Raw genomic sequence first — 25,829 nt, forward strand, 5'->3', positions numbered from 1 at the left:
GGAGTGGCAGACGCAAATCAGGACGTAATGAAAGGAGAAGGCGATGTGGTAGGGGAGGGGATAAGGATGAGGAGAGGATGTTGTTTTTTTTTTTTTTAGATGTGTATAAGAGAACAGATGGTGTTCGCCGCGGCCGCGCCGTCCCCTGCGGCGCCGTCCGCGGCGGAGTGGTCCGGGCCGACGACCGGCCGGTGCCGCGGGGGCGCGGGGCGCTGGGCCGACGAGCCATCACGGGGCCTCCGCGGCGGCGAGGGCGGTCATCACGCCGGGGGTGAGCTGGTCGATGCTGCCCGCGCCGAGCATGAGCAGCACATCCCCCTCGGCAGCGACCGCAGCGACCGCCGCTGCCGCCTGGTCATCCGCCTCCAGCGAGGTGACCTGATCTCCGGCGAGCTCGGTTATGGTGCGCGCAGTGACGGTCGGGTCGGGGTCCTCGCGGGCGGCGTAGATCGGCAGCACCCAGGTGCGATCGGCGTCTTCGAGAGCACTGGCGAACTGTGCGGCGAAGTCGCGGGTGCGGGAGAACAGATGCGGCTGGAACACGGTAAGGACGCGCCCGCCCTGCTGCGCGGCGGTGACGATGCCGCGGGCGGCGGCGATCGCGGCAGCCACTTCCCGCGGATGGTGGGCGTAGTCATCCACCACCGTCACCCCTGCGACGGTGCCGGCCACATCGAAGCGCCGGGCGGCCCCCGTGAACCCGGCGAGCCCCGCGGCGAGGGCCCGGGGATCGGCCGACGGGTCCGCGGCGGCGGTCGCGGCGAGGGCGCCGAGCGCGTTCAGGGCATTGTGGTGGCCGGTGACCGACAGCTCGAGGTCGAGCGGACCCGCAGGACTGTACACGGTGATCGCAGTGCCGCGCGGGCCGGGCTGTTCGCGGACCAGGCGCCAGGCGGCGTCCTCGGCCGTGCCATAGGTGAGGACAGCGATACCCCGTGCAGCCGCCCGGTCCCCGAGGGCGCGGGCCCCGTCGTCATCGGCACACACCACGAGGGTGCCGCCGCCCGCGATCCGGGCGGTGAGGGCATCGAAGGCCGCGGTGAGATGCGCGGCATCGCCGTGGAAGTCCAGGTGATCGGGCTCAAGGTTCGTCACCACGAGGGAGCGGGGCGTGAAGGCGAGGAAGGAGCCGTCGGACTCATCGGCCTCCACGACCGCCAGACGCTCCCCCGCCGCATCGCCGCGCGCCGGATCCGCAGCGAACCCGGCGTTGCGGCCGAGGTCGGGGACGGCCGCGCCCAGCGCCCAGGCGGGATCGTGCCCCGCACCACGCAGCGCCGCGACGGCCATGCCGGTGGTGGTGGTCTTGCCATGCGTGCCAGCGACGGCCACGAGCTCTCGCGAGCCCAGCAGCCCGGCGAGCGCCGCGGCACGGTGGATGACGGGGATGCCGCGTTCGCGGGCGGCGCGGACCTCGGGGTTGTCCGCCCGCACGGCGGTCGAGACAATCACGAGATCCAGGTCCGGGGCGAGCAGCGCGGCGTCGAAGCCGATGCCGATGCGGGCCCCGGCCGCGCGCAGGGGGCCGATGAACTGGCCGTCCTGGGAGTCAGAGCCGCTGACCGTGTACCCGGCCTCGAGCGCGAGGCGGGCCACAGCGCTCATGCCGGCACCGCCGATGCGCACCACATGCACGGAGCGCACCGGCAGTTCGGCGGGCCAGTCGGGTCGGGTGATGACCTCGCCGGGACGCAGGATCGTGCGAGGCGTCAGGGGCTCATCAGCACTCACCTGCCCGGTGTCCATCGGCCCAGCGCTCATCGGCCCGTCTCCTGGTCCGCGGGCGGCAGGGGTGGCTCCTCACCGCGGACGGCGGCGATGATGACATCGGCCATCACCTCCGCGGCGTCGGTGATGCCGAAGGCGCGGGCGGCGCGCGCCATCTCATCGCGGCGGTCGCCGTCGCGCAGCAGCGGCAGCACGGCGCTGCGCAGATGCTCCGCATCCAGCTCGGCATCGGGCACCATGAGCGCTCCCCCGGCCTCCACGACATCCTGGCCGTTCAGAGCCTGCTCACCGTTGCCGATCGGCAGGGGCACGAGCACGGCCGGCAGGCCGACGGCGGTCAGCTCGCACACGGTCCCTGCTCCAGAGCGGGTCAGAGCGAGGTCCGCGGCAGCATAGGCGTCTTCCATCGCGGAGACGTATTCGAGCACCCGGTAGCCGGGGACCTCGGTGATGCCCTCGGCCTTGCCGCGGCCGGTGATGTGGAGGATCTGAGCGCCGGCGGCGGTGAAATCTGCGGCGGCCTCGGCCACGGCGGTGTTCAGCCGCTGCGCGCCGAGGGAACCACCAGTCGCCAGCAGCACGGGCCGGGCCGGGTCCAGGCCGAAGCCGCGCAGGGCGTCATCGCGGCGGGCGGCGCGGTCCAGATGGGCGATGCCCTCACGCATGGGCATACCGATGCGGTGCGCGCCGGGCAGGGTGGAGCCGGGGAACGCGGTCAGCACCGCGGCGGCGCGGCGGGCACCGAGACGGTTGGCGAGCCCCGCCCGGCGGTTGGCCTCATGCACCACCAAGGGCCGTCGCAGCGAGCCGGCCGCGAGGTAGGCCGGCGGGCACACGTATCCGCCAAACCCGGCGACCACGTCGATTGCGCGGTCGCGCAGCAGGCGCCGCACCTGCCGCACGGTGGCAGCGAAGCGGACCGGAAAGCGCACCGCGGCCCCGTTCGGACGGCGCGGGAAGGGGACCTTCTCGATGGTGGCGAGCTCGTACCCGGCGGCCGGGACGAGATCCGCCTCGAGTCCCTCGGCGGTGCCGAGCACGAGGATCTCCACCTCGGGGGTGCGTCGGGAGAGCTGGGCGGCGGTGGCGAGCAGCGGCGAGACATGACCGGCGCTGCCGCCGCCGGCCAGCAGGATGCGGGGCGCGGCGGTGGAGGTCATCGGGTCCTTCGAGATGCGGTACGGCGGGAGCGCCCACGGCGGCGGCGCGTGCGGGTCCGTCCGGACGCGGGCAGGGCGGCGGACGCAGAGGTGGAGCGGGCGGGGGCGGGCAGGATCGAGATGGAGCGGCGCACCGTGCCCATGCGAGCGCCGATGGCTTCGGCGGCGCCCGGTTCGCGCCGCGCGAAGGACAGCAGCACGCCCAGCGCGGTCATCGAGGCCAGCAGTGCGGAGCCACCGGAGGAGATGAAGGGCAGGGGCACGCCGATCACGGGCAGCAGCCCGGTGACCACCATCATGTTCACGAAGGCCTGCCCCAGCAGCCAGGCGCTGATACCGGCCACGGTGATCTGCTGGAAGTGATCCTCCAGGCGGTTGATCATGCGGAACATGATCAGGGCCAGGGCCGTGAAGAGGGCGAGCACGCCGAGGGTGCCGATGAGCCCCAGCTCCTCGCCGATGATCGCGAAGATGTAGTCGTTCTCGGCGGCGGGCAGGCGCCCCCACTTCTGGCGGGATTCGCCCAGGCCCACGCCCCACCAGCCGCCTTCGGCCAAGCCCATCATCCCCTGCTGGGACTGCAGGCAGGAGTCGCCTTCACAGGTGCCATGCAGCCAGTTGTTGATGCGGGCCATGCGGTTGCCGCTGGTGACGGTCAAGGCGATCACGCCGACGAGCCCTGCGAGCCCGGCGCCGACGAACCAGCGGCGTGGCACCCCGGCCACCCACACGGCTCCGGCCACGAGCATGCACATCACGAGCATGGTGCCCAGGTCATGCCCCCACACCACGAGTCCGAGGGCGAGTCCCACCCCGGGGACGAGGGGGAACAGCAGGTGACCGGGCCGATTCAGCAGCGGGCGTTTCGTGGCCAGCAGCGCTCCGAGCCAGACGGCGAGCGCAAGCTTGAGGAACTCCGAGGGCTGGAGTCTCTGGCCGCCGATCTGGATCCAGTTGCGGTTGCCGTATACCTCCTCACCGAGGCCGGGCACATGCACGAGCGACTGCAGAACCAGGCCCAGGGCGAAGAGGATCCAGGCGGTGCGCCGGTAGAAGCCCGGGGGCAGGATCGCCGCGGTCACCAAAGCCACCAGACCCATGGTCGCGAAGGTGCCCTGGCGCAGCAGTCCGGCGAATCCCGAGTCGCCGCGGGAGATGTTTCCCACCGAGCTGGAGGACAGCACCATCACCAGGCCGATCCCCACCAGAAGGGTGCCCACCACGATGAGGGCGTAGAAGTCCAGGGCCGGGGAGCGCAGCCACCCGGCGAGCTCCTCGCGGGCGCGCCCGCCGATATTGCCCAGGGGCTGTTCCTCATCGGGACGCAGCACCTGGGTGGAGCGGCGGCGCGGGGCCTGTGAGGCACGGCGCCTCGTGTCCTCCATCGTCATGCACGCTCTCCTGGCAGTCGGGACACAGCCGCCGCGAACAGATCCCCCCGTTCCGCATAGTCACGGAACTGGTCGATGCTGGCGGCGGCGGGGGCCAGCAGCACCACATCACCCGCGGTGGCGAGCTCGTGGGCAGCGGCGACAGCCTCCTGCATGAGCCGGGATCTGTTGCCGACATCGTCAGTGTGGCCCGGATCGACCCGGCGGACGGGGACCTCGGGCGCGTGTCGGGCGAGTGCCTGGGTGAACGCGGCGGCCTCCGTGCCCAGCAGCACCACGCCCACAAGACGCGAGGCATTGTCAGCAACGAGCGCGTCGACGTCCGCGCCCTTGGTATCCCCACCGGCGATCCACACGGTGCGCTCGGCTGCGCGCAGCGACGCGGAGGCGGCAGCGGGATTGGTGGCCTTCGTGTCATCGACGTAGCTCACGCCGTCGATGGTGGCCAGGTGCTGGGCACGGTGTCCGCCCAGCTGATAGCTGCGCAGGCCCTGCTGGACAGCGATGGGCTCCACGCCGTAGGCGCGGGCGAGCGCCGCGGCGGCCAGGGCATCGAGCACCAGGTGGGGGCCGACGCCGTGGGGCGCGAGGTGGGTAAGGTCCTCGAGGGTGGCGAGCTCGGCGGCGGCGCGGCGGCGCTCCGCGATGAAAGCGCGGTCCACAAGGATGCCGTCGACTACCCCGAGCTCACTGAGCGCGGGGGTGCCGAGCGTGAGGCCGATGGCTCGCGCGCCCTCGACCACATCGGCCTGTTCCACGAGATGCCGGGTGGCGTCATCGGCGACGGTGTAGACGCAGGCGGTGCGCACGCCCTCAAAGATGCGGCCTTTCGCGGCGGCGTAGGCCTCTGCGCCGCCGTGCCAGTCCAGGTGGTCCTCGCTGATGTTCAGCACCGCGGCAGCCTCGAGGTCCAGATGCTCGGTCCAATGCAGCTGGAAGCTGGACAGCTCGAGGGCCAGCACGTCATACCCCTCGGGGTCCAGGGCCGCTTCGATCACCGGCAGTCCCACGTTGCCGCAGGCAGTGGCACGCAGTCCGGCCGCGCGCAGGATCGAATCGAGCATCGTCACGGTGGTGGTCTTGCCGTTGGTGCCGGTGACGCCCAGCCACGCGGGACCGTCGGCGGCCTGCATGCGGCGGGCGAGCTCCACCTCGCTCCAGATCGGGATGCCGGCCGCGCCGGCGGCCGCCAGCAGCGGCTGATCGGGCCGCCACCCCGGGGAGGTGACCACGAGGTCGATCTCCCGATCCGTGGGCAGAGCGGTGGTGTGCTCGGCGCCGAGGCGCACCTCGACCCCGAGGACCTCGAGGATGCGGGCGCGTTCGCGCACCTCCTCGGTGTCCTTGCCATCCACGGCGAGCACGTGGGCGCCGCGCTGCATCGTCTGGTCGGCCACGGCGTAGCCCGAGACCCCGAAACCGGCCACGAGGATCCGCAGACCGCTGACGTCCAGGCCGGGCCACGGACGCTGCAGGACGGGCACGACCGGGGCGGTCATGCGTTCAGCCCCGGCAGCGCATCGAGGTAGAAGATGCCCAGACCCAGTGCCGCCAGCACACCGGCGACGATCCAGAACCGCACCACAATGGTGACCTCGTTCCAGCCCTTGAGCTCGAAGTGGTGCTGCAGCGGCGCCATGCGGAACACGCGCTTGCGGGTGAGCTTGAAGCTGGTGACCTGGATGATGACCGACAGGGAAATGGTGACGAACAGGCCGCCGATGATGGCGCCGAGGATCTCGGTGCGGGTGACGATGGTCAGGCCCGCGATCGCCCCGCCCAGGGCGAGGGAGCCGGTATCGCCCATGAAGATCTTCGCCGGAGAGGTGTTCCACCACAGGAAGCCGACGCAGGCGCCGATGATCGCGGCGCACAGCACAGCCACGTCCAGCGGATCGCGCGCAGCGTAGGCGGTCGCGGGATCCGCGGCGCCCTCAAGGATGTTCATGCCCTGGCGCCACTGCCAGAAGCTGATCACCAGGTAGGCGGTGGTGAACAGGATGGTCGCGCCCGTGGCCAGGCCGTCGAGCCCATCGGTCAGGTTCACGCCATTGGACCAAGCCGCGACGAGGAAGTTCGCCCACAGCGCGAAGAGGATCACGCCGATCACGGTGCCGAGGAACGCCAGGTCCAGCCAGGTGATATCCCGGACGAAGGAGATCATCGTCGAGGCGGGCGTGCGGCCGAGGTCATCCGGGAACAGCAGGGCCAGCAGTGAGAAGGCGGTGGCCACCACGAACTGGCCCAGCAGCTTGTAGCGGGGTCGCAGTCCGGTGGAGTCCTGCTGGGAGATCTTCAGGAAGTCATCCAGGAAGCCCACGATGCCCAGGCCCACCGCCAGGAAGAGCACGAGCATCACGGAGGCGCTCGGTGATGACCACAGCACCAGGTGGGTGCCGAAGTAGGCGATGAGGACCGCGAGGATGATCGCGACGCCGCCCATGGTGGGGGTGCCGCGCTTGGTGGCGTGCGTGGTGGGGCCGTCATCGCGCACGAATTGTCCGTAGCCGCGGGCGGAGAGGAAGCGGATGTACAGCGGGGTGCCCAGGAATGACAGCACCAGCGCGGCGGCACCGGCGACGAGGATCGCGATCATGCGTTCACTCCCGTCCGTGCGTCGGTCTCACAGGGGTGGCTGGCCTGCAGATGCTCCAGGAGCGGAGCGGTGATGCGGCGCAGTCCTGCGTCGCGCGAGGACTTCACAAGGACGACGTCACCGGGCTGCACCACCCGTTGTAGCACGGCGATCGCCTCATCGACGTCGGCGAGCAGCTCGGACTCCCCACCGAAGCTGCCCTCGAGGCTCGCTCCATGGTGCATGGCCGCCGCCCCGGAGCCGACGGCGTACAGCTGGGAGATGTTCAGCCGCACGGCCAACCGACCGATCTGGTCGTGCAGCACCGTGGACTCCTCCCCCAGCTCGAGCATCTCGCCGAGCACCGCGATGGTGCGGTGGCTGCGGCCCAGGTGGGCGAGGGTTTTGAGCGCCTGCCGCATGGAGTCGGGGTTCGCGTTGTAGGCGTCATCGATGATCATCGCGCCGCCGACGCGGTGGACCTGCATGCGGTGCCCGGAACCCAGACGCGCATCCTGCAGGGCCGCTGCCGCGGCGGCGGGGTCCACGCCTACGCTGATCGCGGCGGTCAGGGCGGCCAGGACATTGCCGGCCTGGTGCTCGCCGAGCAGGTCCGGGCGCACCGCGTGCTCGCCGGGCGGGATGGGGGCGCCGTCCACGGTGGTGAGCCCCGCGGGGATCTGCAGGGTGAAACCGATGCGTGCCTTATCGTCCAGGGTGAGGTCCTCTCCGCGCACCTGCCCAGCATCGAAACCCCACGTGACCGACGGGGCGTTCGTGCGCTCGGCCATCGCGGCGACGCGGTGGTCCTCGGCGGCCAGCACAGCGCGGCCCGTCGGCTCGAGCGCCTCGACGAGCTCGCCCTTGGCCTGGGCGATCGCCTCCACGGACCCGAATTCGCCCAGGTGCGCGCTGCCGACGTTGAGCACGAGCGCCACATCGGGGCGGGCGATCGCGGTGAGGTGGGCGATGTGGCCGATACCGCGGGCGCCCATCTCGAGCACCAGGAACCGGGTGGCGGGGGTCAGGCGCAGCACCGTCAGCGGCAGACCCAGCTCATTGTTGAAGCTGCCGACGGGGGCGATGGTCTCCCCGGCGCTGGCGAGCACGGTGCCCAGCAGGTCCTTGGTGCCGGTCTTGCCGGCGCTGCCGGTGATCGCCAACACGGTGAGCTGCGGGTTCTCCCGGCGGGCGCGCTCCAGCTGCGCACGGGCCAGAGCGGCGAGGGCCTCCTGGACGTCGCTCACCCGCACCGCGGGCACGGTCAGATCCTCCGGGACGGTGCTCACCAGGGCCAGGGTCGCGCCGGCAGCGCGTGCGGCCTCCAGGTAGTCGTGGCCGTCGGCCTGCTCCCCGGCGAAGGCAGCGAAGAGATCACCGTCCCGCACCTCGCGGGAGTCGATGCGGGCGATCCCGGTGACCGTCTCGTCGCCGCGGGCACCGCCGACGAGCTCACCACCGGTGAGGTCAGCGATCTGCCGTGCCGTGGTCTCGAGCATGCTCAGCGTCCTTCGTCCGTGGGGGTGGTCTCAGCGGCTCCGTGCGGCGCAGCGGCGGCCGTGAGGGCCTCGCGCAGCTGGGCGCGGTCATCGAACGGCTGGACGATACCCCTGATCTCCTGTCCGCTCTCGGCTCCCTTGCCGGCCACCAGGATGGTGTCGGACACGTCGGCGATCTGCACCGCACGCCGGATGGCCTCTGCGCGGCCGTCCACCACGAGGACCTGGGCGGGGCTCGTCGCGGGAATGCCGGCAGCGACCTGCTCGCGGATCGCGGCGGGGTCCTCACTGCGGGGATTGTCATCGGTGACGATCACCACGTCGGCGAGCCGCCCGGCGACCTCCCCCATCAGGGGGCGCTTGGTGCGATCCCGGTCCCCGCCGGCCCCGATCACAGCGATGATCCGACGGGTGCTGGGCACCGCGCGCAGGGTGCCGAGGGCCTTCTCGAGGGCATCGGGGGTGTGGGCGAAGTCGACGACGCCGAGCACGGGCTGCTGGGCGACGGCCTCCATGCGGCCGGGCACGGTGCCGTGGGCGGCGAGCGCCGCATCGACCTCGTCTCCATGGTGTCCGAGGCCCGCGAGCAGCAGGTGCGCGGCGACCGTGTTGGCGACGTAGTGCGCTCCGGGCAGGGCGGCGTGCAGCTGCCGGGATCCCTCCGGGCTGTCGAGCTGGAAGGTGCTGCCGTACCCGTCGGGACGCACCTCACGGACGGTGTGATCAGCCTCGGTGCCGGGGATGGTCGCATAGGTCGTCACCGGGATCTGGGCCTCCTCGGCGAGGCGGCGGCCCCAGGCATCGTCCACGCAGATCACGCCGCGCCGGGCATGCGCAGGGGTGAACAGCTCGCGCTTGGCGGCGTAGTACTCCTCCATCGTCCCGTGGAAATCCAGATGGTCCTGGCTGAGGTTCGTGAACAGCGCGATGTCGTAGATGACCTCGTCAGCGCGGTGCAGGACGAGGGCATGGCTGGAGACCTCCATCGCGGCGATCTGCACACCGTCCTCAACCATGCGCGCGAAAATGCCATGGACCTCCGGGGCCTCCGGGGTGGTGCGAACGGTCGCGATACGGTGCTCATCCCCATCGGCCCCGGTGTAGGTGGTGCCGGAGGTGCCGATCATGCCGCTCGGCACAGCGAGGGCCTGCAGCGTGCGTACCACGGCGGTGGTCACCGAGGTCTTGCCATTGGTGCCGGTCACGCCGATGGTGGCGAACTGCCGGGCGGGTCGGCCCAGCACGGCAGCGGCCGCGAGCGCAGTGACGGCGCGGGGATCGTTGACCACCAGCGCGGGAAGGCCTGCCTGCGTGCAGCGCGGAGCCCCGGCGGCGTCGGTCAGGGCGAGGGCGGCCCCGCGCTCCTGCGCCTGGGCGGCGAAGTCGGCGCCGTGGGCGTTCGCACCGGGCAGGGCGCACCACAGGTCCCCCTCCTGGACGGAGCGGGAGTCGAGGGTGACACCGGTCAGCCACACTGCGGGGGCCGGGGGCTCCACACTGAGCAGCTGGGCGAGGTCAGTGGAGCTCATGCCTGCCGGGGTGCGGGGGCGGGCAGGCTCGACCGGACGGTTCTCATCGGGAGAGGTCATGCTCAGCTCACCACTCGTTCTCGAGCTCGCGGCCGGGCTGGCCAGTGGGGGCGATGCCCTGGTTCTGCAGGGCGAAGGCGGTCAGCTCGGAGAATGCGGGGGCAGCGGCGCGGGATCCGGAGATGTAGCTGTTCAGACCGAAGACGAACACCCCGACCACGAGCTCCGGATCATCCGCAGGGGCGAAGCCGATGAAGGACGCGGTGTACGTGCCGCCCGGGACTTGGGCGGTGCCGGTCTTGCCGGCCACGGCGTAGCCCGGGATCGCGGCCGCATGCTCATCATCATCCACGGCGTTGTCCATCAGCTCGCGCATGGTCGCGGCGGTCTCGGAGGAGACCACGCGCGTCTGCTCGGGCTCGCCGAGGGGCTTGATGCTGCCATCGGCCTGCCGCACGCCCTGGATCAGGGAGGGCTGCACGCGCACCCCGTCATTGGCGAAGGTGCCCACAGCGGAGACCATCTGCAGGGCGTTCACGGAGTAGCCGTGACCGAAGGCGGTGGTGTAGCGGGTGCGGCCGGACCACTGCGACACGGGGTGGACCACCCCCGCGGCCTCAGCCGGCAGTTCGATGCCGGTGCGCTCCCCCAGACCGAAGGCGCGCAGGTAGTCGTAGCGCACTTCGGGGCTGACCGTCTCTGCGACCTGCACGGTGCCCACATTGGAGCTGTTCTTGAGCACGCCAGAGGCCGTCAGGCGCTGGTCCGGGTGGTGATAGGCGTCCTTGATCCGTTCTCCTTCGAACCACATCTCATAGGGGACCTCATAGTGGCTCTCCGGGGTGATCGTGCCCTCCTCGATCGCTGCCGCGAACGTGAAGAGCTTGCCCGTGGATCCCGGCTCGAAGACATCGGAGATGGCTCGGTTGCCGCGGTACTCCTCATCCGCGGCCCCGGGGTCATTGGGGTCGTAGGTGGGGTGCTCGGCCAGGGCCAGCACCTCACCGGTGCGCGCATTGAGCACCACGGCGCTCGCCCCGGTGGCACCCCAGCTCTCCATCGCCGAGGCCGCCACCTGCTGCGCCTTCCATTGCAGGTCACGGTCGATCGTGAGCGCCACATCGCTGCCGTCGACGGCCTCGGTGGTCTCCTGCTTGCCCGTGGGGATGATCTGACCCTGCGCACCCCGCTCATAGCTGGTGCGCCCATCGGTGCCCCGCAGCTGTTCATCGAAGGTCAGCTCGGTGCCGGCCCAAGCGGTGCCGTCGTCACCGACGAAGCCGATGACGTTGCCGCCCACGGCTCCGGCGGGATAGATCCGCTCGGGCACCCGATCGGAACCGATCCCGGGGATCTTCAGGGACATGGCGGCATCGCGGACGGCCGGCTCCACCCCTTTGGCGAGGTACTGGAAGCCACGCTCGCCGGTGAGGGCCTCGCGGGTCTTCGCCGTGGACCAGCCGAGCACGGGCGCGAGGTCCCGGGCCGCCGCCTCCACACCCTCCAGCGGATCGTCGTCGCCGTACCCGGTGTACTGGTCCACCTGGAGCTGGTTGACCCACATGTCGTAGCGCTCCACGGAGCTCGCGAGCACCTCGCCGCGGCGATCCACGATGTCTCCGCGCATGGCGGGGATGACACGGGTGACGGTGCGCTGCTCGACGGCCTCCTGGGCGAGCGCCGTCGCATCCAGGCCCTGCACCCACACCAGACGCCCGGACAGCGCGAGCACCGCAACCATGACCATGACGATCAGGAGGCGGTGGCGGGTGCTGGGCTCCCCCACCCGGGCGGGTGGGATCAGCCCTCGGCGCCGACGTCGCGCTGCGGCCATATCAGTTCCCTTCGTTCCCCATGCCGTGGTAGGGCTCGGGCTCGTCGTAGATCTGGGCCGGCGGGACGGCTTCCTCGGCGGGCACCTCCGCCAGCTGGGGCGCACCCCCAGTCTGCTCCGCCGGGGCCGTCCGGCCGATGATCTGGCCCGTGTCGAGGTCGATATATCCGGGATCGGTCACCGGCACCATGCCGATCTCGCGAGCCTGCCGCTCGAGCTCCTGCGGGGTGCCCAGGCGCTCATTGGTCTCCTGCAGCCCCTGCTGCTCCTCGGTGAGGCGCTGGGACTGGATCTGCAGGCGGGTGATGCGGTAGCTCGCATCGGACATCTGGATGTTCATGAACAGCAGCGCCGCAAGCGTGGCGGTGACGATGAGGGTGCACAGCAGCGCAAACGGCAGGGAGCTGCCGCTGGCCTTCGGAGTGGCGACGACGGTGAGCTTCGGGCGCGCGGCGGCGCGGCCCTTGCGCACCGGGCGGAGGGCGGGCGCGTGAACGGCGGTGGTGCTGGCCATCTCAGTGTGCTCCCTGGGTGATGCGGGTGCGGACGAGGGCGCGCAGCCTCACGGAGGCGGCGCGGGAGTTGGTCTCGCGCTCGTGGGCGTCCGCCTGCCGGGCGCCGCGCACGAGTGGGCTGAAGGTGGGGCGGTGCTCCTCGAGCTCGACCGGCAGGCCGGGCGGCGCGCTGGAGCGGGTGCGGCGCGCGAACGCCGTTTTGACCAGGCGATCCTCACCGGAGTGGTAGGACTCCACGAGGATCCTGCCGTCGACCGCCAGGGCATCGAGGGCGGCCTCGAGCGCGGTGGCGAGGATCTCGAGCTCCGCGTTGACGGCGATGCGCAGCGCCTGGAACGTGCGCTTGGCCGGATGGCCGCCGCTGGCCTTGGAGGCGGCGGGGATCGCGGCATCCAGCAGCTGCACGAGCTGTCCGCTGCGGGTGATCGGAGCGTGCTCGCGCTGGCCGACGATGCGGCGGGCGATACGGCGGGCGAAGCGTTCATCCCCGTAGTCGCGCAGGATGCGCGCGAGCTCGGTCTCGTCGAGGTCGCGCAGCAGATCCGCGGCCGTGGGGCCGGTGGTGGGATCCATGCGCATGTCCAGCGGGGCGTCGGCGGCGTAGGAGAAGCCGCGCTCGGCGGTGTCGATCTGGAAGCTGGAGAGCCCCAGGTCCATCATGACGCCGTGGACGGCGGGGATCTGCAGGTCCGCGAGGACGTCGGGCAGCTGGTCGTAGGTGGCGTGCACGAGGGTGGCGCGCTCACCGACGCCGTCGTGGGCCAGGCGCTGCCGGGCGAGGTCCAGGGCCTGCGGGTCGCGGTCGATGCCGATCAGGCGGGCCTGCGGGCAGGCGCGCAGCACCGCGCTCGCGTGGCCGCCCATGCCGAGGGTGGCATCCACGTGCACGGCGTCGGGGCGGTCGAGGGCGGGGGCGAGGAGCTGGACGCACTGCTCGAGCAGGACCGGGACGTGGCGCTCAGCGGCCGTACGGCCGGCGGTGGTCGGTTCCATGTCACCCCTTCCCTGGATCGTGCGTGCTGTGTGCTGATGGCAGTGCGCTCCGGTCGCCTGGAGCCGGTCCCGCGCTGCGGGACGGGGCCGTCCTGCCAGATTCCCCGTCGTTCCCGACCCGCCACCGGGGAAGTTGCGTCGGGGCGGGAACGACGAGAGGTCTCACAGGACGGAGTTCGGGCTCTCGGGCTCAGAACAGGCCCGGGATCACCTCCTCGGAGGTCTCGGCGAAACCTTCCTCCTTCTGCTCGAGGTAGGTCTCCCAGGCCGGGAGCGACCAGATCTCGAGCCGGTCGAGAGCGCCGATGACGGCGCATTCCCGGTCCAGCCCCGCATAAGTGCGCAAGTGGCCCGGGATGGTGATGCGGCCCTGCTTGTCCGGGATGACGTCCTCCGCGCCGGACAGCAGCACGCGCAGGTAGTCGCGGGTGCGCCGGTCGGTGGTGGGCGCCCGACGGGCCTCCTCGAGCTTCTGGCGGAACTCCATGAGCGGGTACACGGCGATGCAGTGCTCCTGCCCACGGGTCATGACCAGTCCCGAGGCGAGCTCGTCGCGGAACTTGGCCGGGAAGATCAGGCGCCCTTTCTCGTCGAGCTTGGGCGTGAAGGTGCCGAGGAACATCCGCGACCTCCTTCACCCGCCGCGCACGGCGATCCGAGCCCATCTCCTCCCAACGCGCCCCACTTTACCCCACTCCTCCCCACCAAAAGCCAGCCCTTCCCGCGAACTGCCCGATTTCGGCTGCATCTTTGCAGGTCACGAGGGTGGGGAGAGGTGGAGGGAGATCCACGTCGCGTAGCGCAGATGGAGACGGTGCGGCGTCCTCGCAGACCGCCTCCCCGCCGCTCTGAACGACCGGGCGCTCTCATCAGTGCAGGTCAGAAGGCCGCGGTGCCGGCATCGCGCGACACGGGGAGTCCGGTGGAGGGATGGGGAGGGTCCCGGTGGAGGGATGTGGGGAATGGCGTGGAAAGGGCGAGCGGAGCTGCTCGCAGCGTGCACGACGACGGCCCCGGCTCACAGGGAGCCGGGGCCGTCGAGGTTCAGATGCTCAGCGCCGTCCGCGTCAGACGCGGCCGTCCTCATCAGCGCGCTTCTCCCAGCGCTCCTCCATGCGGCGCATGAAGCTGCCGGAATCTCCGCCGGGGGCGGGCGGAATCTCGGGCCCTCCCCCGCCATCACCGCCGTCGGCGCTGTCGGCATCTTCGGCGGGGCTGCTCGGGGTGGTCACCGCCAGCACCGCTCCGCCCAGCATGCCCAGGAAGGCGAGCACCCCGAGCCACACGGCGGGCAGAGAGACAGCCAGGACCAGCACACCGAGGCCGACGACCACGATGCCGAGACCCAGGAGGATGCGGCGGCCGCTGCGGCGGGAGGAGGGACGGCGGCGCTGCGGCGCAAAAGCACGGGCCAGTCGCGGATCGTCCGCGAACAGCTGGCGCTCCATCTCGTCGAGCATCTTCTGCTCGTGCTCAGACAGCGGCATGGTCCCGCTCCTTGTCCCCGTCCTGCGCGCCCCGCGGGCGCCTTCGCACCGTGACGGCTCAGGGCCGACATCGGCGGTCAGTCCAGTTTAGGCCGTTCTGCTGAACGTTGTGAACCGTGCCCGGAAGCGGGCGGGTCCGCCGGATTCACGGTGGAACCGCGGGCCAGGCTGCTGCGGCCGAAACGCTCGACCGCCTGGTCCATCGCAGCTTCCAGTTCGTGCCAGCCCGCCGACCTGCCGGTCAGCTCAGACTGGGCGAGCCCACCGGCATGACGTTCGAGATGCGTGGCGCGCACACCGGCCAGGCGCACGCGCGGCATCGAGGCTCGCTCTCGCTCCCACAGCGCCACGACGTGTTCCCGCAGCCGTTCCCCGCTCGCGGTGGGCTGCTCGAGGGTCACCGAGCGGGTGATCGTGGTGCCGTCGGGGCTGCGCAGCTTCAGCACTGTCCCACGGGCGATCAGTCCGCGCCGACGCAGGTCGCGGGCCACGTCGTCGGCCATGACCGTGAGGCGGCGGCGGACCTCGGCAGGGTCGGTGAGGTCCTCATCCCAGGTGCGCTCGGTGCCCAGCGAGCGGTCCCGCACCCGTCGGCCCAGGCCTGTGCGGTCGGTACCGTCGGCGATTCGGGCGATCTTAGGGGCGCGTGGCCCCAGCACCCGGGCGAGCGTCGAGGGCGGCAGCTCGCGCAGCTGCCCGATGGTGCGCACTCCGAGCTTCTCGAGCCCGGCCTGGGCGCGGGGTCCCACCCCGGAGATCACGCCGACCGGCAGCGGGGCGAGGAAGGCGGCGGTGCGCTGTGCAGGGACGATGAGCAGGCCATCAGGCTTGGCCTGAGCGGAGGCGATCTTCGCGACCGCCCGGGATACCGAGCCGCCCACGGAGCTGGGCAGCCCGAGCTCCTCGCGGATCCGCTGCCGCAGCAGGGCAGCAACCTGCTCCGGCGGGCCGAACAGACGCTGGGCGCCGCGCACATCAAGGAAGGCCTCATCGACGCTGATCTGTTCGACCTCTGCCACGACGGTGTGCAGCAGCTCCATCACCTGGGCGCTCACGCGGCGGTAGTGGTCGATGCGCGGCGGCACGATGACGAGATCCGGGGCGAGGCGCCGCGCGGTCGACATGGGCATGGCCGAGCGGATGCCACGCTCGCGCGCTGGGTAGCTGGCGGCGGCGACGACGCCGCGGGCACCGGCCCCGCCCACGACCACCCGACGTCCCTGCAGCGCGGGGTCATCGCGCACCTCGATCGAGGCGAAGAAGGCATCCATGTCCAGGTGGAGGATGCCCGGGATCTCTGTCCGGTCCTCGCCCGTACGAGCTGCCTGCATCGCCACCTCCCTGAATCCGCACTGTACCGGGTGTGTGCAGCGCGCCCGCGATTACTCGGCGGTGAGTTCGGCCAGCGGAGCCGGCAGCTCCTCGACCAGCCGGGCGGCGATCTGCTCCAGGTGGGCGGCGGTCAGCCTCAGATGCTCCGTCAGCAGCTGCGGGTCAGGGTGGGCGCCCGGTGCACGGTCCAGGCGCTCGCGTTCGGCGACCATCGGGGCGGCCTGCTCGGCACGGTCGGCATCGGCTCCCCCGAGGCGCGCGAGGGCATCCCACACGTTCAAGGGCAGGCGACGGCGCCGGGCCCGATTGGCGCGGGCGGCGATCACGCCGGCGCCGCGCAGTGCGGCGCGGTGGACCAGCTCGAAGGCCTCCCGCGGATCGCTGTGCTGTAGGCGCTCGCCCTCGGCCAGGAGAGCGCGGGCACGGTCGAGGTCCGCCTGATCCTGGTCCAGACGGGACAGCAGCAGGCGCAGCGGGACCGTCGCGACACCGGATGCCGAAGCGCGGGCTCCTCGGGTGCGGATGGTGCTCATGTCTCCTCCTTTTGGGCTGGGCCTGTGCTCGACGGGTCTGGGGGCGGTGATGGCCATCGGCCGGGGCGATCCGTGGTCGCGTTCCGTGCTGTGCACGCTATGCGCGGGGTGTGACAGACGAGGTGCCAGAGCGCGGATTGTGGATGACGCACCGTTGTGGAGGAGAGGTGCGGACCGCTCCGCTGCGACGCGCTCTACAGTGGGGCGATGCCCCGCCGTGACCGCCCGCGCCGCACCAGCTTCGTCAGCCTCGGGCCGCTCGAGACCCCGATCCCGATCTCGACCGGCACCGCGCGCCTGAGCGTCGAGAACGACGGCTCCGTGCTGCTGGAGGTTAACGGCGTGCCCTCCTCCCATCTGCATCCCGAGCCGGAACACCTGGTGTTCGAGTACATGCGCTGGATGCTGCTGGTGATCGACCGGCACCTGGGGCTCTCCCCCGCCGATGGCGCATCCTCCGCCGCCGGTTCCGCGCGCAGCGCCGCGCAGATCGCGCACCTCGGCGGGGGCGGCTGCTCCCTGCCGCGTGCGATCACAGCCCGTCACCCGGCCTCCCGGCAGGTCGTCGTGGAGGTCGATGAGCTGTTGGCTCAGCAGGTGCGCACATGGTTCGATCTGCCGCGCTCCCCACAGCTGCGCCTGCGCATCGAGGATGCCGCGACCGCCCTGGCCGCCTGGCGGGAGGACCGCTTCGATGTGCTCGTGCGCGATGTGTTCGTCGGCGCGACGACACCGTCCTCGCTCACCTCGCTGGAGGCGGCGTGCCACGTCTCACGGGTGCTGCGGCCCGGCGGGATCTACCTCGCTAACTGCGCGGCCCCACCCGGCAGCGGGCTGATGGCCGATGAGGTGGCCACGCTCAGCGAGGTCTTCACCCACGTCGGCGTGATCGCTGAGCCGGCGCACCTCAGCGGCAAGCGGCGCGGCAACTGCGTGCTGCTGGCCTCCCAGGCCGAGCTGCCGGACGGGATCGATCGGGACCTGCGCTCCGACGCGGTCTCCGTACGCCTTGCCCCGCGCGCCCAGGTCCAGGCGCTGGCGCGCGCGGGCCGGGTGCTGGGCTGAGCATGCGAACGGCCCGGCCAGAGCGGGATGCTCTGGCCGGGCCGTGATGCTCGTCCCGAAGGACGCAGAGATCAGAGCGGGCGGACCTGCTCGGCCTGCGGGCCCTTATCTCCCTGCGTCACCTCGAACTCCACACGCTGGCCCTCGTCCAGCGAGCGGTAGCCGTCCATGTCGATCTTGCTGTGATGCACGAAGACGTCAGCGCCGCCCCCGTCGATCTCGATGAAGCCGTAGCCCTTCTCGGCGTTGAACCACTTGACCGAGCCCTGTGCCATACCTGTCACCTTCTGTGTCGTCCATCATCGGTCGCCTGGCGCGACCGCGGTGCCGCGTGAAGCCGTCCCCCGCAACAGCGGGTGGCGCATTGGTGCTCACCGCACAGGGATGCCGAAGCACCCGTGACGGACCGTCCTGCTGGAACTGCATCACCGCAACGCCGTCCATTCTGTCACGGCCGTGGCCTCCTTCACAGTGCGGAAGCTTCTCCGCGGTCACGAAGGAATAACGAACCGGCCGACGGGTGACCTGCCGGAGACATCGGCCCACGACCCGCGCGCTCAGCGGCCGCGCAGATCCTCCGGGCCGCCCTGGTCGTGATCGGCCAGGAAGCGCTCGAAGTGCTCGCCGATCTCATCGGCCGTGGGCAGATCCATCGTGGTCGCCAGCGGCGAATCCCCGTCGGAGTTCGCCACGGCGTCGTACTGCTCCTCGAGCGCGGCGACAATCTGGCGCACTTCGGCGTTCTGCTCCACAGTGGCCTGCAGCGCCGCAGCCGCCGCATCGGTCAGGTCCCCCAGATGCACGAGCGGCAGATCCAGCTCGGCGGCCTCGCTCACCCGGCGCAGCAGCGCCAGCGCCCCGGCCGGGAAGTCGGTGCGCGTGAGGTAGTGCGGGACCTGCGCGGCATACCCCATCGCGGGATGCCCGGCCCGGCCCAGGCGATGCTCCAGCAGCGCGCTGAAAGCTGCCGGCAGCACAAGCTCCACCCCGTCGGGATCCGGTCCGGTGCCCGGGGCGGGGGTGGCCCCGCTGCCCGGGCGGCCCAGCAGCTCCGGGTCATTGGCGTGGGCGAACAGGCCGATGGGCCGCGTGTGCGGCACCGCCATCGGCACCGCCTGCATGCCCACCACGCGCTCCACCTCGAAGTACTCCACGAGGTCGATAAGCGCCTCGGTGAGGCGCACCCACTGCAGGTCCGGTTCGGGCCCGGCGAGAAACAGGAACGGGCGGTCCGCCTCGTCGTACATGAGCGAGAGGGTCAGCTCCGGCAGGCTCACCTCGGTGTACGAGGTGCCATCGAACGTGGCCTGGGGGCGGGCGCCGCGGTAATCGATCAGCTCATCGGTGTCGAAGGTCACCAAGGGCAGGGTGCGCAGCTCATCGCGCAGATACTCGGCGGCGATACGGCAGGCACCACCGGCGTCCACCATCCCGGGCAGCGCATGCACGAGGGTCAGCCCGGTGCGGGGCACTGCCTGCAGCACCTCGCTGCTCTCGAAGCGGTAGAGGTCACGAGGGTCGCGCACGATCCACTCCTCCCTGCTGGTCGGCCTGACGAACGGCACCTGATGGCACACGCTCACAGGCCTGTCCACCATAATGGACCACTGCGCTCCGCCGCCGATCCGTGCGATCGCGGGGGGCGGACGCCGCCAGGACCACCTCGCTGAGGGGAGCAGCACCGTGCAGGATGCGGAGGACCGGATCGCCCGGGAGATCGGGAAGGAGCAGGCCTACGCCGATGTGCTCTACACCCGGTTGGATGAGCTGATCAGCCAGGTGGAGCGGAACCTCGATGAGATCCAGGGCTCGCAGCAGGCGTCCACCCATCAGAACCGCTCCGAGCGGGATGCCTTCATGACGCTGTACGAGGATCGGCTGTCGCTGCTGCGCTCGGTCTCCCGCAGCGTGGTGTTCGGGCGCTTGGACATGGATGATGCGGCACGCCACTACATCGGTCGCATCGGCCTGTTCACGCCCGAACGGGAGCAGCTGCTGGTGGACTGGCGCGCCCCCGCCGCCGCGGCGTTCTACCGCGCCACGAGCACTGAGCGTCTGGGCGTGCGGCTGCGCCGGCACCTGGTCAGCCGGAACCGCACCGTGGTGGGTCTCGAGGATGACGTGCTGGATCAGAGCGTGCTCGAGCAGGACCAGGGGGACCTGGTGCTGCAGGGCGAAGGGGCGCTGCTCGCCGCGGTCTCCGGCAAGCGCACGGGCCGCATGGGGGACATCGTCGCGACGATCCAGGCGGAACAGGACCGCATCATCCGCTCCGGCAACCGCGGCGTGCTGGTGGTGCAGGGCGGGCCGGGCACCGGTAAGACTGCGGTGGCGCTGCATCGGGCCGCATATCTGCTGTACACGCATCGGCGGCGTCTGGAGCACACGGGCGTGCTGATCATGGCACCGACGGCCGGGTTCCTGCGCTACATCGAACGGGTGCTGCCGAGCCTGGGCGAATCGGGGGTCGTGATGATGACGCCGGGCGACCTGTTCCCCGGGGTGCAGGCCACCGAGCATGACGACGATGAGGTGGCGCGTCTGAAGGGTGACGCGGCGATGGCCCAGCTGCTCTCGCGCGCGGTCAAGCAGCGCCAGCTCGTCCCCGAGCGCGATCAGCAGATTCGGCTGGATGGCACTGCACTGACTCTGGCCGCGGCCGATGTGCGGGCAGCCCGCAAGGAGGCCCGCGCCTCGCACAAGCCGCACAACGCCGCACGCACGGTGTTCGTGCGGGCGGCGTTAGACCGTCTGGTGGAGCGCTATGAGAAGGCGCTGCTGGCGGCCGGTACGACCGTGCTGCCGGAGGACCGCGGTGAGCTGCTGTCGGATCTGCGGCATGACCCGCAGGTGCGGCGCTGGTTGAACCTCGCGTGGCTGCCGTACACCCCGCAGGGCTTCCTGCGGATCCTGTTCGCGCACCCGGAGCGGCTGCGGGCTGCGGCACCGCGGGCGATCGCGGACCGGGTGGAGCTGTTGGTGCGGGACAAGGACGCCGCCTGGACCATCGAGGATGTGCCGCTGCTGGACGAGGTCGCCGAGCTGCTGGGCGAGGATTCCGCGCCGGCGGAGGCGAAGGCGCGCGATGACGAGGACCGTCGGCGCGCCGATGTGGAGTACGCCCGGCGGGTGATCGAGAACATCGATACCTCCGGCATCGTGCGTGCCGAGGATCTGGCGGAGCGGGTGAATCAGGTGCGCGATGGTCGCACGCTGGCCGAGCGGGCCTCCGCAGAGCGCTCCTGGACCTACGGGCACGTGGTGGTGGATGAGGCGCAGGAGCATTCGGCGATGTCCTGGCGCGCTCTCATGCGGCGCGCTCCGACGAAGTCCTTCACAGTGGTGGGGGATGTCGCGCAGACCTCCGCCGCGGGCGGCACCGCCTCGTGGACCGATGCCTTGGGCCCCTACGTCCAGGACCGCCTGGAGGTGGAGCATCTGACGGTCAACTACCGCACCCCGGCGCGGATCATGGATCGGGCGCTCGCGATGGCAGCGGCGCATGACCTCCCGGTGACCGAGGTGAGCTCGGTGCGTGACGGTGAGCGGGACCCGCTGTGGCAGCGCGTGGAGGCCGACGGCCTGGCCGATGGCGCCGCGCAGGCGGTCGCGGATCTCCTCGATGAGCGGATCGGACGGATCGCGGTGATCACCGTCGGCTCCCGCGTCGAGCAGGTTGCGGCGGCGCTGCGGGAGAAACCGCAGATGCCGACGGTGGGCCTGGGATCTGCCGGGGTGGATGACGAGGTCGCGGTGATGACGGCACAGGATGCCAAGGGCCTGGAGTTCGATGCGGTGGTGATCGTGGAGCCGGCGGAGCTGATCGATGAGCACGGCGCCGGAGACCTCTACGTGGCGATGAGCCGACCCACGCAGCATCTGGGGGCTGTGCACGCACGGGCGCTGCCAGCGGGCCTCCCTTGCTGAGCCTCGGGCAGAGCCCCAGGCCCGGGTGCGCAGGAAAAGCCCTGGGGCCCGGGTACGAAAAAGGTCGGCGGCCGTGGCTTCCCCTCCACGACCGCCGACCGGCGTGCACCTCAGCGGTGCACGAAGGACATCCTAAGCGCACCCGGCCGATGCTTTTGACCACTTTCCAGGATTCGTCCGGCCCGTCGTATGGACCGGACCGGATCACGGCTCAGGCGGCGTCGTCGGGCGCGGAGGACTGCTCGCGCAGCCGCTGGATCGCGGCCTCGAAGTCCTCCAGGGTGTCGAACCCCTGGTACACGCTGGCGAAACGCAGGAATGCCACGACGTCCAGCTCCTGGAGGGGCTGCAGGATCGCCAGGCCGACGTCGTGCGCGTCGATCTCGGCGACGCCGCTGGAGCGGATGTCCTCTTCGACCCGCTGGGCGAGGACGGCCAGCTGATCGTCGGTGACGGGGCGGCCCTGACAGGCCTTGCGCACCCCAGAGATCACCTTGGCCCGACTGAAAGGCTCGCTGACTCCGGAGCGCTTGAGCACTGACAGCGAGGCAGTCTCCGCAGTGGAGAAGCGGCGTGAGCAATTGGGGCACTGGCGACGTCGCCGGATGGTCGCGCCGTCATCGGACGTGCGCGAGTCCACAACGCGGGAGTCGGGGTGGCGACAGAACGGGCAGTGCATCCGCCCAGGGTACCGGCCCTGCTCAACATCAGCGCGCGGTTTCCGCCTCCGGGAGCTCGAGCACCTGACCGGCGGCGACCCGCGGGGTGCTCAGCTTGTTCAGCAGGCGCACTTCGGTGATGAACTCCTGCTCGCTCATGCCCGCGGGGGCATGGTCCTGGGCGAGCTCCCACAGGGTCTCGCCCTCCTGCACGGTGATCGTGACCGGGGCGGTGGCCTCATCCCCCGCGCGGGCGGAGGAGAGATCCAGGCTCAGCATCACGCCGACGGCGACCAGCAGCCCGAGCACGAAGGCGAGCGCCGTGAGCAGACGCCGACCCCGACGGGTGGGTTCGAGTCGAACGCGTGCGCGAGCGGCGGGCTCTGCCCGCTCGTCCTGCGCGGGGAAGGGAAGGACTGTGGCGGTCCCGTTGCGCATTCCGGTGCTCATATCCGAACTCCTGTTCGATCGAATGTGTGTGCGACGCTACCCGGGAGGAGTGCGACACGCAAGAGGCACCTCGAACATATGTTTGGATCGTGATGCGTGTCGCCCTACTCTGGGGTGCATGGACCACACAACCGCAGGGGTCCGACAGACGAACCGCGCCGAGCTCTGATCAGCCAGGATCAGGCAGAGTCGGCGCGGGGCGACCAGGCACGAACGACCGCATCCGAGAAGGACGAGCCACGCAGGAGGCCGCACGATGACGCCGAGCACCCCCGGACCCACCCGAGCGCAGGGTGACGTCCCGGCCGATGAGCGCACCGCAGGCCTGACCCGCCGCCAGCGGCTGATCCTGCAGACCGTCACTGAGATCGTGGCGCAGCGCGGCTACCCGCCCTCGATGCGGGAGATCGGCGATGCGGTGGGCCTGACCAGCTCCTCCTCGGTCGCGCATCAGCTGCAGACCCTCGAGGTCAAGGGCTTCATACGCCGCGATCCCAAGCGCCCGCGGGCGATGGAGGTGGTGATGCCGGAGGCCGATGACACCCCTGCTGTCCCGGAACCCGTCCCTGAGCTGAGCCCGAACTCGGTGTCCGTGCCGCTTGTGGGCCGGATCGCGGCCGGCGTACCGATTACTGCCGAGGAGCAGATCGAGGACGTCTTCACCCTCCCCCAGCGCCTAGTCGGCGATGGCGAACTGTTCCTGCTGCAGGTGGTGGGCGATTCGATGATCGACGCCGCGATCTGCGATGGCGACTGGGTGGTGGTGCGCTCGCAGGCGCATGCGGAGAAGGGCGAGATCGTCGCGGCGATGATCGACGGTGAAGCGACCGTGAAGACCTTCGTGCAGCGCGATGACCACGTCTGGCTCATGCCCCATAACCCCGCCTTCGCCCCGATCCTGGGCGATCACGCGGAGATCCTCGGGAAGGTCGTCGCGGTCCTGCGTGCCGTGTGAGCGGTCGCCGCACCGGGGCCGTCGGCGCGCAATCCGGAGCGGCCAGCGGTCAGTACAGCTCGGTGATCCCAGTCAGCGGTCGGCGAGACGACGCAGCGCGCCGAGCGCGATCTGCGGATCTGCGGTGGGCCACAGCGGTGGCATCGCCTCCCGCAGGAAGGAGCCGTAGCGGGCGGTGGATAGGCGCGGATCCAGCACCGCGACCATGCCTCGGTCCTCGACAGTGCGGATCAGCCGCCCCGCCCCCTGCGCCATGAGCAAGGCCGCATGCTGGGCGGCGACGCGCATGAATCCGTTCCCTCCCTGCTGCGCCACCCGCTCCTGCCGGGCGGACATCAGCGGGTCATCGGGCCGCGGGAACGGGATCCGATCGATCGTCACCAGGCGCAGGGAGTGTCCGGTGACATCCACCCCCTGCCACAGCGTGATGGTGCCGAACAGGCTCGCATCCTCGTCCTCACGGAAGATCCGCACCAGGTTCGCCATGGAGTCCTCGCCCTGGACCGCGAGCGGCAGGTCGAGGCGGGCGCGCACATGTTCCGCGGCGATCTCCGCCCCGCGGCGCGAGGAGAACAGACACAGCGCCCCGCCACGGGAGGCGTCCACCAGCTCCGTGAGGTGGTCGAGCATCGCCAGGCTCGGTCCGTCCCGGCCGGGCGCGGGCAGATGCGCGGCGGTGTAGAGGATGCCCTGGCGTCGGTAGGCGAAGGGGCTGCCCACGTCCAGGCCTGCCCAGGAGCCGGCATCGGGCAGGGGTGGCAGGTCCTCGGGGCCGATGCGGTCCGCCCGAGCGAGCCCCACCTCCCCGGCGGCGGGTTCGAAGCGACCGCCGAGCGCGAGGGTCGCAGAGGTCAGGATGGCGGTGCGGTCCTCGAGGATCGCCCCGCGCATGGCTCCGGCGACGCTGAGCGGGGCCACCTGCAGGCTGGTGCGGCCGGTGGCCTGAGAGCGGGATACCGACACCACGTCATCCTCGGCCGGATCCAGCAGACGCTCGCTGACGTCAATGATCTCCTGCAACGCGGCACGCGCGCTCTTGCGAGCCCCGGCCTGGGAATCATCTCCAGCGTCTCGGGCATCGGAGTGGGCGGTGCGCGCCTCGGTGCGCACCTGCGCGATCGCATCGGCCAGACGCTCGGGCAGATCGGTGGTGACCCGGCCGTCGGGGGCGAGTTCGAGGGCGGCGCGCAGCTCCTCCCCGGCATCATCGAGGGCGGTGGCGGCCACGCCGATGCCGCGCAGGTCCCGCACAGTGCCGCGCAGCATCCCGGGGGTGAGCTGTTCGGTGACGGCGCTCGTGACGCGGGAGGTGAGGTCATGGGCCTCGTCGAACACCACCACATCGTGGTCGGGGATGATGCCGTGGCGATCGAAGGCGTCGATGGCCAGCAGCGCGTGGTTGGTCACCACGAGATCGACCTCTCGCGCGAGCTCGCGGGAGCGTTCGGCGAAGCAGTCCTCGAGGAAGGGGCAGTGGGAGGATATGCACTGGGTGCCGGTGACTGAGACCTGCCGCCAGGCGCGGTCGGAGACGGCGTCCTCGAGGGAGTCGCGGTCCCCGCTGTCGGTCTCCTCCGCCCAGGCGCGCAGGCGCTTGACCTGGTCTCCCAGGCGTTCGGTGCCGGTGCCATCGCTACCGCGGGACGTCTCGGCGAACAGGGCGCCGGGCTCGATGTCCACGGGGTAGCCGCCGGCGAGCTTGTGCTTGCACACATAGTTCGCCCGCCCCTTGAGCAGTGCGAAGGTGGGAGTGCGCGGCAGGTGCGGAGCCAGGGCCTCCACCAGGCGTGGCAGGTCCTTGCGGACGATCTGGGTCTGCAGCGCGATGGTGGCGGTGGAGACGACGACGGGGCGGCCGCTGACCAGGGCGTGGCGCAGGGCTGGGACCAGGTAGGCGAGGGATTTGCCGGTGCCCGTGCCGGCCTGGACCAGCAGGTGGCGCTGGCCGGACATGGCGGTGTCCACCGCTTGGGCCATAGCGCTCTGGCCGGGCCGGGGGCTGCCGCCGATCGCCTCGACGGCCGCGTCCATCAGCCGCTGCAGGGGGATGTCCGCCGCCGTCGGCGCGCTGGGGTGTGGCTCGGGGGCGGTCATCGCATCAGGCTAGCCGGGGCACGGCGGGTCCCCGCACCCGCCGCGCCGCCGGGCTAGGCCCGACCCTGGACCGTCTGCCCTGCCCCTCGGCGCCCGCCCCGGC

At 71.1% G+C, this 25,829-nt stretch carries 22 protein-coding genes; 3 read left to right on the plus strand and 19 right to left on the minus strand.

Annotation, left to right across the window (positions count from 1 at the left end):
- Nucleotides 1–228: 228 nt before the first annotated feature.
- The 14 genes from murC to MU407_RS04185 all read right to left on the minus strand — a co-directional run bounded on the left by murC (nucleotide 229) and on the right by MU407_RS04185 (nucleotide 16,576).
- Entirely contained in the window at nucleotides 229–1,761 is a 1,533-nt protein-coding gene (gene murC, locus MU407_RS04120) for a UDP-N-acetylmuramate--L-alanine ligase (protein ID WP_233190811.1), read from the minus strand.
- Nucleotides 1,758–2,888 (minus strand): undecaprenyldiphospho-muramoylpentapeptide beta-N-acetylglucosaminyltransferase, encoded by a 1,131-nt coding sequence (gene murG, locus MU407_RS04125; protein ID WP_246955568.1) that lies wholly within the window; start codon nucleotides 2,886–2,888, stop codon nucleotides 1,758–1,760. Before murG ends, murC begins: the two co-directional genes overlap by 4 nt.
- Nucleotides 2,885–4,279: a putative lipid II flippase FtsW gene (gene ftsW, locus MU407_RS04130; protein WP_246955570.1), complete on the minus strand. Its 1,395-nt coding sequence runs from the start codon at nucleotides 4,277–4,279 to the stop codon at nucleotides 2,885–2,887. Before ftsW ends, murG begins: the two co-directional genes overlap by 4 nt.
- Nucleotides 4,276–5,778 carry a UDP-N-acetylmuramoyl-L-alanine--D-glutamate ligase gene (gene murD / locus MU407_RS04135; protein WP_246955572.1) on the minus strand — a complete coding sequence of 501 codons (1,503 nt, stop codon included), beginning with the start codon at nucleotides 5,776–5,778 and terminating at the stop codon, nucleotides 4,276–4,278. The genes ftsW and murD overlap by 4 nt, the downstream gene beginning before the upstream one ends.
- Nucleotides 5,775–6,875, minus strand: a complete 1,101-nt coding sequence (gene mraY, locus MU407_RS04140; RefSeq protein WP_246955574.1) for a phospho-N-acetylmuramoyl-pentapeptide-transferase — start codon at nucleotides 6,873–6,875, stop codon at nucleotides 5,775–5,777. The genes murD and mraY overlap by 4 nt, the downstream gene beginning before the upstream one ends.
- Nucleotides 6,872–8,353, minus strand: coding sequence for a UDP-N-acetylmuramoyl-tripeptide--D-alanyl-D-alanine ligase (murF, locus tag MU407_RS04145; protein ID WP_246955576.1), 1,482 nt, complete (start codon nucleotides 8,351–8,353; stop codon nucleotides 6,872–6,874). Before murF ends, mraY begins: the two co-directional genes overlap by 4 nt.
- A gap of 2 nt (nucleotides 8,354–8,355) precedes the next feature.
- Nucleotides 8,356–9,942 (minus strand): UDP-N-acetylmuramoyl-L-alanyl-D-glutamate--2,6-diaminopimelate ligase, encoded by a 1,587-nt coding sequence (locus tag MU407_RS04150; protein ID WP_246955578.1) that lies wholly within the window; start codon nucleotides 9,940–9,942, stop codon nucleotides 8,356–8,358.
- A 7-nt stretch (nucleotides 9,943–9,949) separates the two neighbouring features.
- Entirely contained in the window at nucleotides 9,950–11,716 is a 1,767-nt protein-coding gene (locus MU407_RS04155) for a penicillin-binding protein 2 (RefSeq protein ID WP_246955580.1), read from the minus strand.
- 1 nt (nucleotide 11,717) lies between these two features.
- Entirely contained in the window at nucleotides 11,718–12,230 is a 513-nt protein-coding gene (locus tag MU407_RS04160) for a hypothetical protein (RefSeq protein WP_102236549.1), read from the minus strand.
- A gap of 1 nt (nucleotide 12,231) precedes the next feature.
- The gene (gene rsmH, locus MU407_RS04165; RefSeq protein ID WP_246955582.1) at nucleotides 12,232–13,224 is read right to left on the minus strand and encodes a 16S rRNA (cytosine(1402)-N(4))-methyltransferase RsmH; all 993 of its coding nucleotides are present in this window, start codon (nucleotides 13,222–13,224) and stop codon (nucleotides 12,232–12,234) included.
- 190 nt (nucleotides 13,225–13,414) lie between these two features.
- Nucleotides 13,415–13,846 carry a division/cell wall cluster transcriptional repressor MraZ gene (mraZ, locus tag MU407_RS04170; protein ID WP_102236551.1) on the minus strand — a complete coding sequence of 144 codons (432 nt, stop codon included), beginning with the start codon at nucleotides 13,844–13,846 and terminating at the stop codon, nucleotides 13,415–13,417.
- A gap of 445 nt (nucleotides 13,847–14,291) precedes the next feature.
- Nucleotides 14,292–14,711 carry a DUF3040 domain-containing protein gene (locus tag MU407_RS04175; protein ID WP_102236552.1) on the minus strand — a complete coding sequence of 140 codons (420 nt, stop codon included), beginning with the start codon at nucleotides 14,709–14,711 and terminating at the stop codon, nucleotides 14,292–14,294.
- Between the two features lie 77 nt (nucleotides 14,712–14,788).
- The gene (dinB, locus tag MU407_RS04180) at nucleotides 14,789–16,042 is read right to left on the minus strand and encodes a DNA polymerase IV (protein WP_246955584.1); all 1,254 of its coding nucleotides are present in this window, start codon (nucleotides 16,040–16,042) and stop codon (nucleotides 14,789–14,791) included.
- 51 nt (nucleotides 16,043–16,093) lie between these two features.
- On the minus strand, nucleotides 16,094–16,576 hold the full coding sequence (locus MU407_RS04185) for a hypothetical protein (protein ID WP_246955586.1): 483 nt from the start codon (nucleotides 16,574–16,576) through the stop codon (nucleotides 16,094–16,096).
- Nucleotides 16,577–16,783: 207 nt separating this feature from the next.
- Between MU407_RS04185 and MU407_RS04190 the strand changes: the two genes are divergently transcribed.
- Complete coding sequence (locus MU407_RS04190) at nucleotides 16,784–17,641, plus strand: fused MFS/spermidine synthase (protein ID WP_246955588.1); 858 nt, start codon at nucleotides 16,784–16,786, stop codon at nucleotides 17,639–17,641.
- A gap of 71 nt (nucleotides 17,642–17,712) precedes the next feature.
- Here the strand turns inward: MU407_RS04190 and MU407_RS04195 are convergent, their stop codons facing one another.
- Together MU407_RS04195 and MU407_RS04200 are read right to left on the minus strand one after the other, a co-directional pair.
- Complete coding sequence (locus MU407_RS04195; RefSeq protein ID WP_010534039.1) at nucleotides 17,713–17,916, minus strand: cold-shock protein; 204 nt, start codon at nucleotides 17,914–17,916, stop codon at nucleotides 17,713–17,715.
- A 282-nt stretch (nucleotides 17,917–18,198) separates the two neighbouring features.
- On the minus strand, nucleotides 18,199–19,167 hold the full coding sequence (locus MU407_RS04200) for a PAC2 family protein (protein WP_246955590.1): 969 nt from the start codon (nucleotides 19,165–19,167) through the stop codon (nucleotides 18,199–18,201).
- Nucleotides 19,168–19,324: 157 nt separating this feature from the next.
- Between MU407_RS04200 and MU407_RS04205 the strand changes: the two genes are divergently transcribed.
- Nucleotides 19,325–21,568: an AAA family ATPase gene (locus tag MU407_RS04205; RefSeq protein ID WP_246955592.1), complete on the plus strand. Its 2,244-nt coding sequence runs from the start codon at nucleotides 19,325–19,327 to the stop codon at nucleotides 21,566–21,568.
- Between the two features lie 211 nt (nucleotides 21,569–21,779).
- Here the strand turns inward: MU407_RS04205 and nrdR are convergent, their stop codons facing one another.
- Both nrdR and MU407_RS04215 read right to left on the minus strand, forming a co-directional pair.
- Nucleotides 21,780–22,247: a transcriptional regulator NrdR gene (gene nrdR / locus MU407_RS04210; protein WP_102236556.1), complete on the minus strand. Its 468-nt coding sequence runs from the start codon at nucleotides 22,245–22,247 to the stop codon at nucleotides 21,780–21,782.
- Nucleotides 22,248–22,275: 28 nt separating this feature from the next.
- A complete protein-coding gene (locus tag MU407_RS04215; protein WP_233190815.1) occupies nucleotides 22,276–22,677 on the minus strand; it encodes a LysM peptidoglycan-binding domain-containing protein in 402 nt (133 codons plus the stop codon).
- A gap of 256 nt (nucleotides 22,678–22,933) precedes the next feature.
- On the opposite strand from MU407_RS04215, the gene lexA reads away from it, so the two are divergent.
- A complete protein-coding gene (lexA, locus tag MU407_RS04220; RefSeq protein WP_246955594.1) occupies nucleotides 22,934–23,632 on the plus strand; it encodes a transcriptional repressor LexA in 699 nt (232 codons plus the stop codon).
- 72 nt (nucleotides 23,633–23,704) lie between these two features.
- On the opposite strand, the gene MU407_RS04225 is transcribed toward lexA, so the two are convergent.
- Nucleotides 23,705–25,726, minus strand: a complete 2,022-nt coding sequence (locus MU407_RS04225; protein WP_246955596.1) for an ATP-dependent DNA helicase — start codon at nucleotides 25,724–25,726, stop codon at nucleotides 23,705–23,707.
- Nucleotides 25,727–25,829: the final 103 nt, after the last annotated feature.

The organism is Brachybacterium sp. Marseille-Q7125, assembly GCF_023062615.1.
Taxonomy (GTDB): domain Bacteria; phylum Actinomycetota; class Actinomycetes; order Actinomycetales; family Dermabacteraceae; genus Brachybacterium.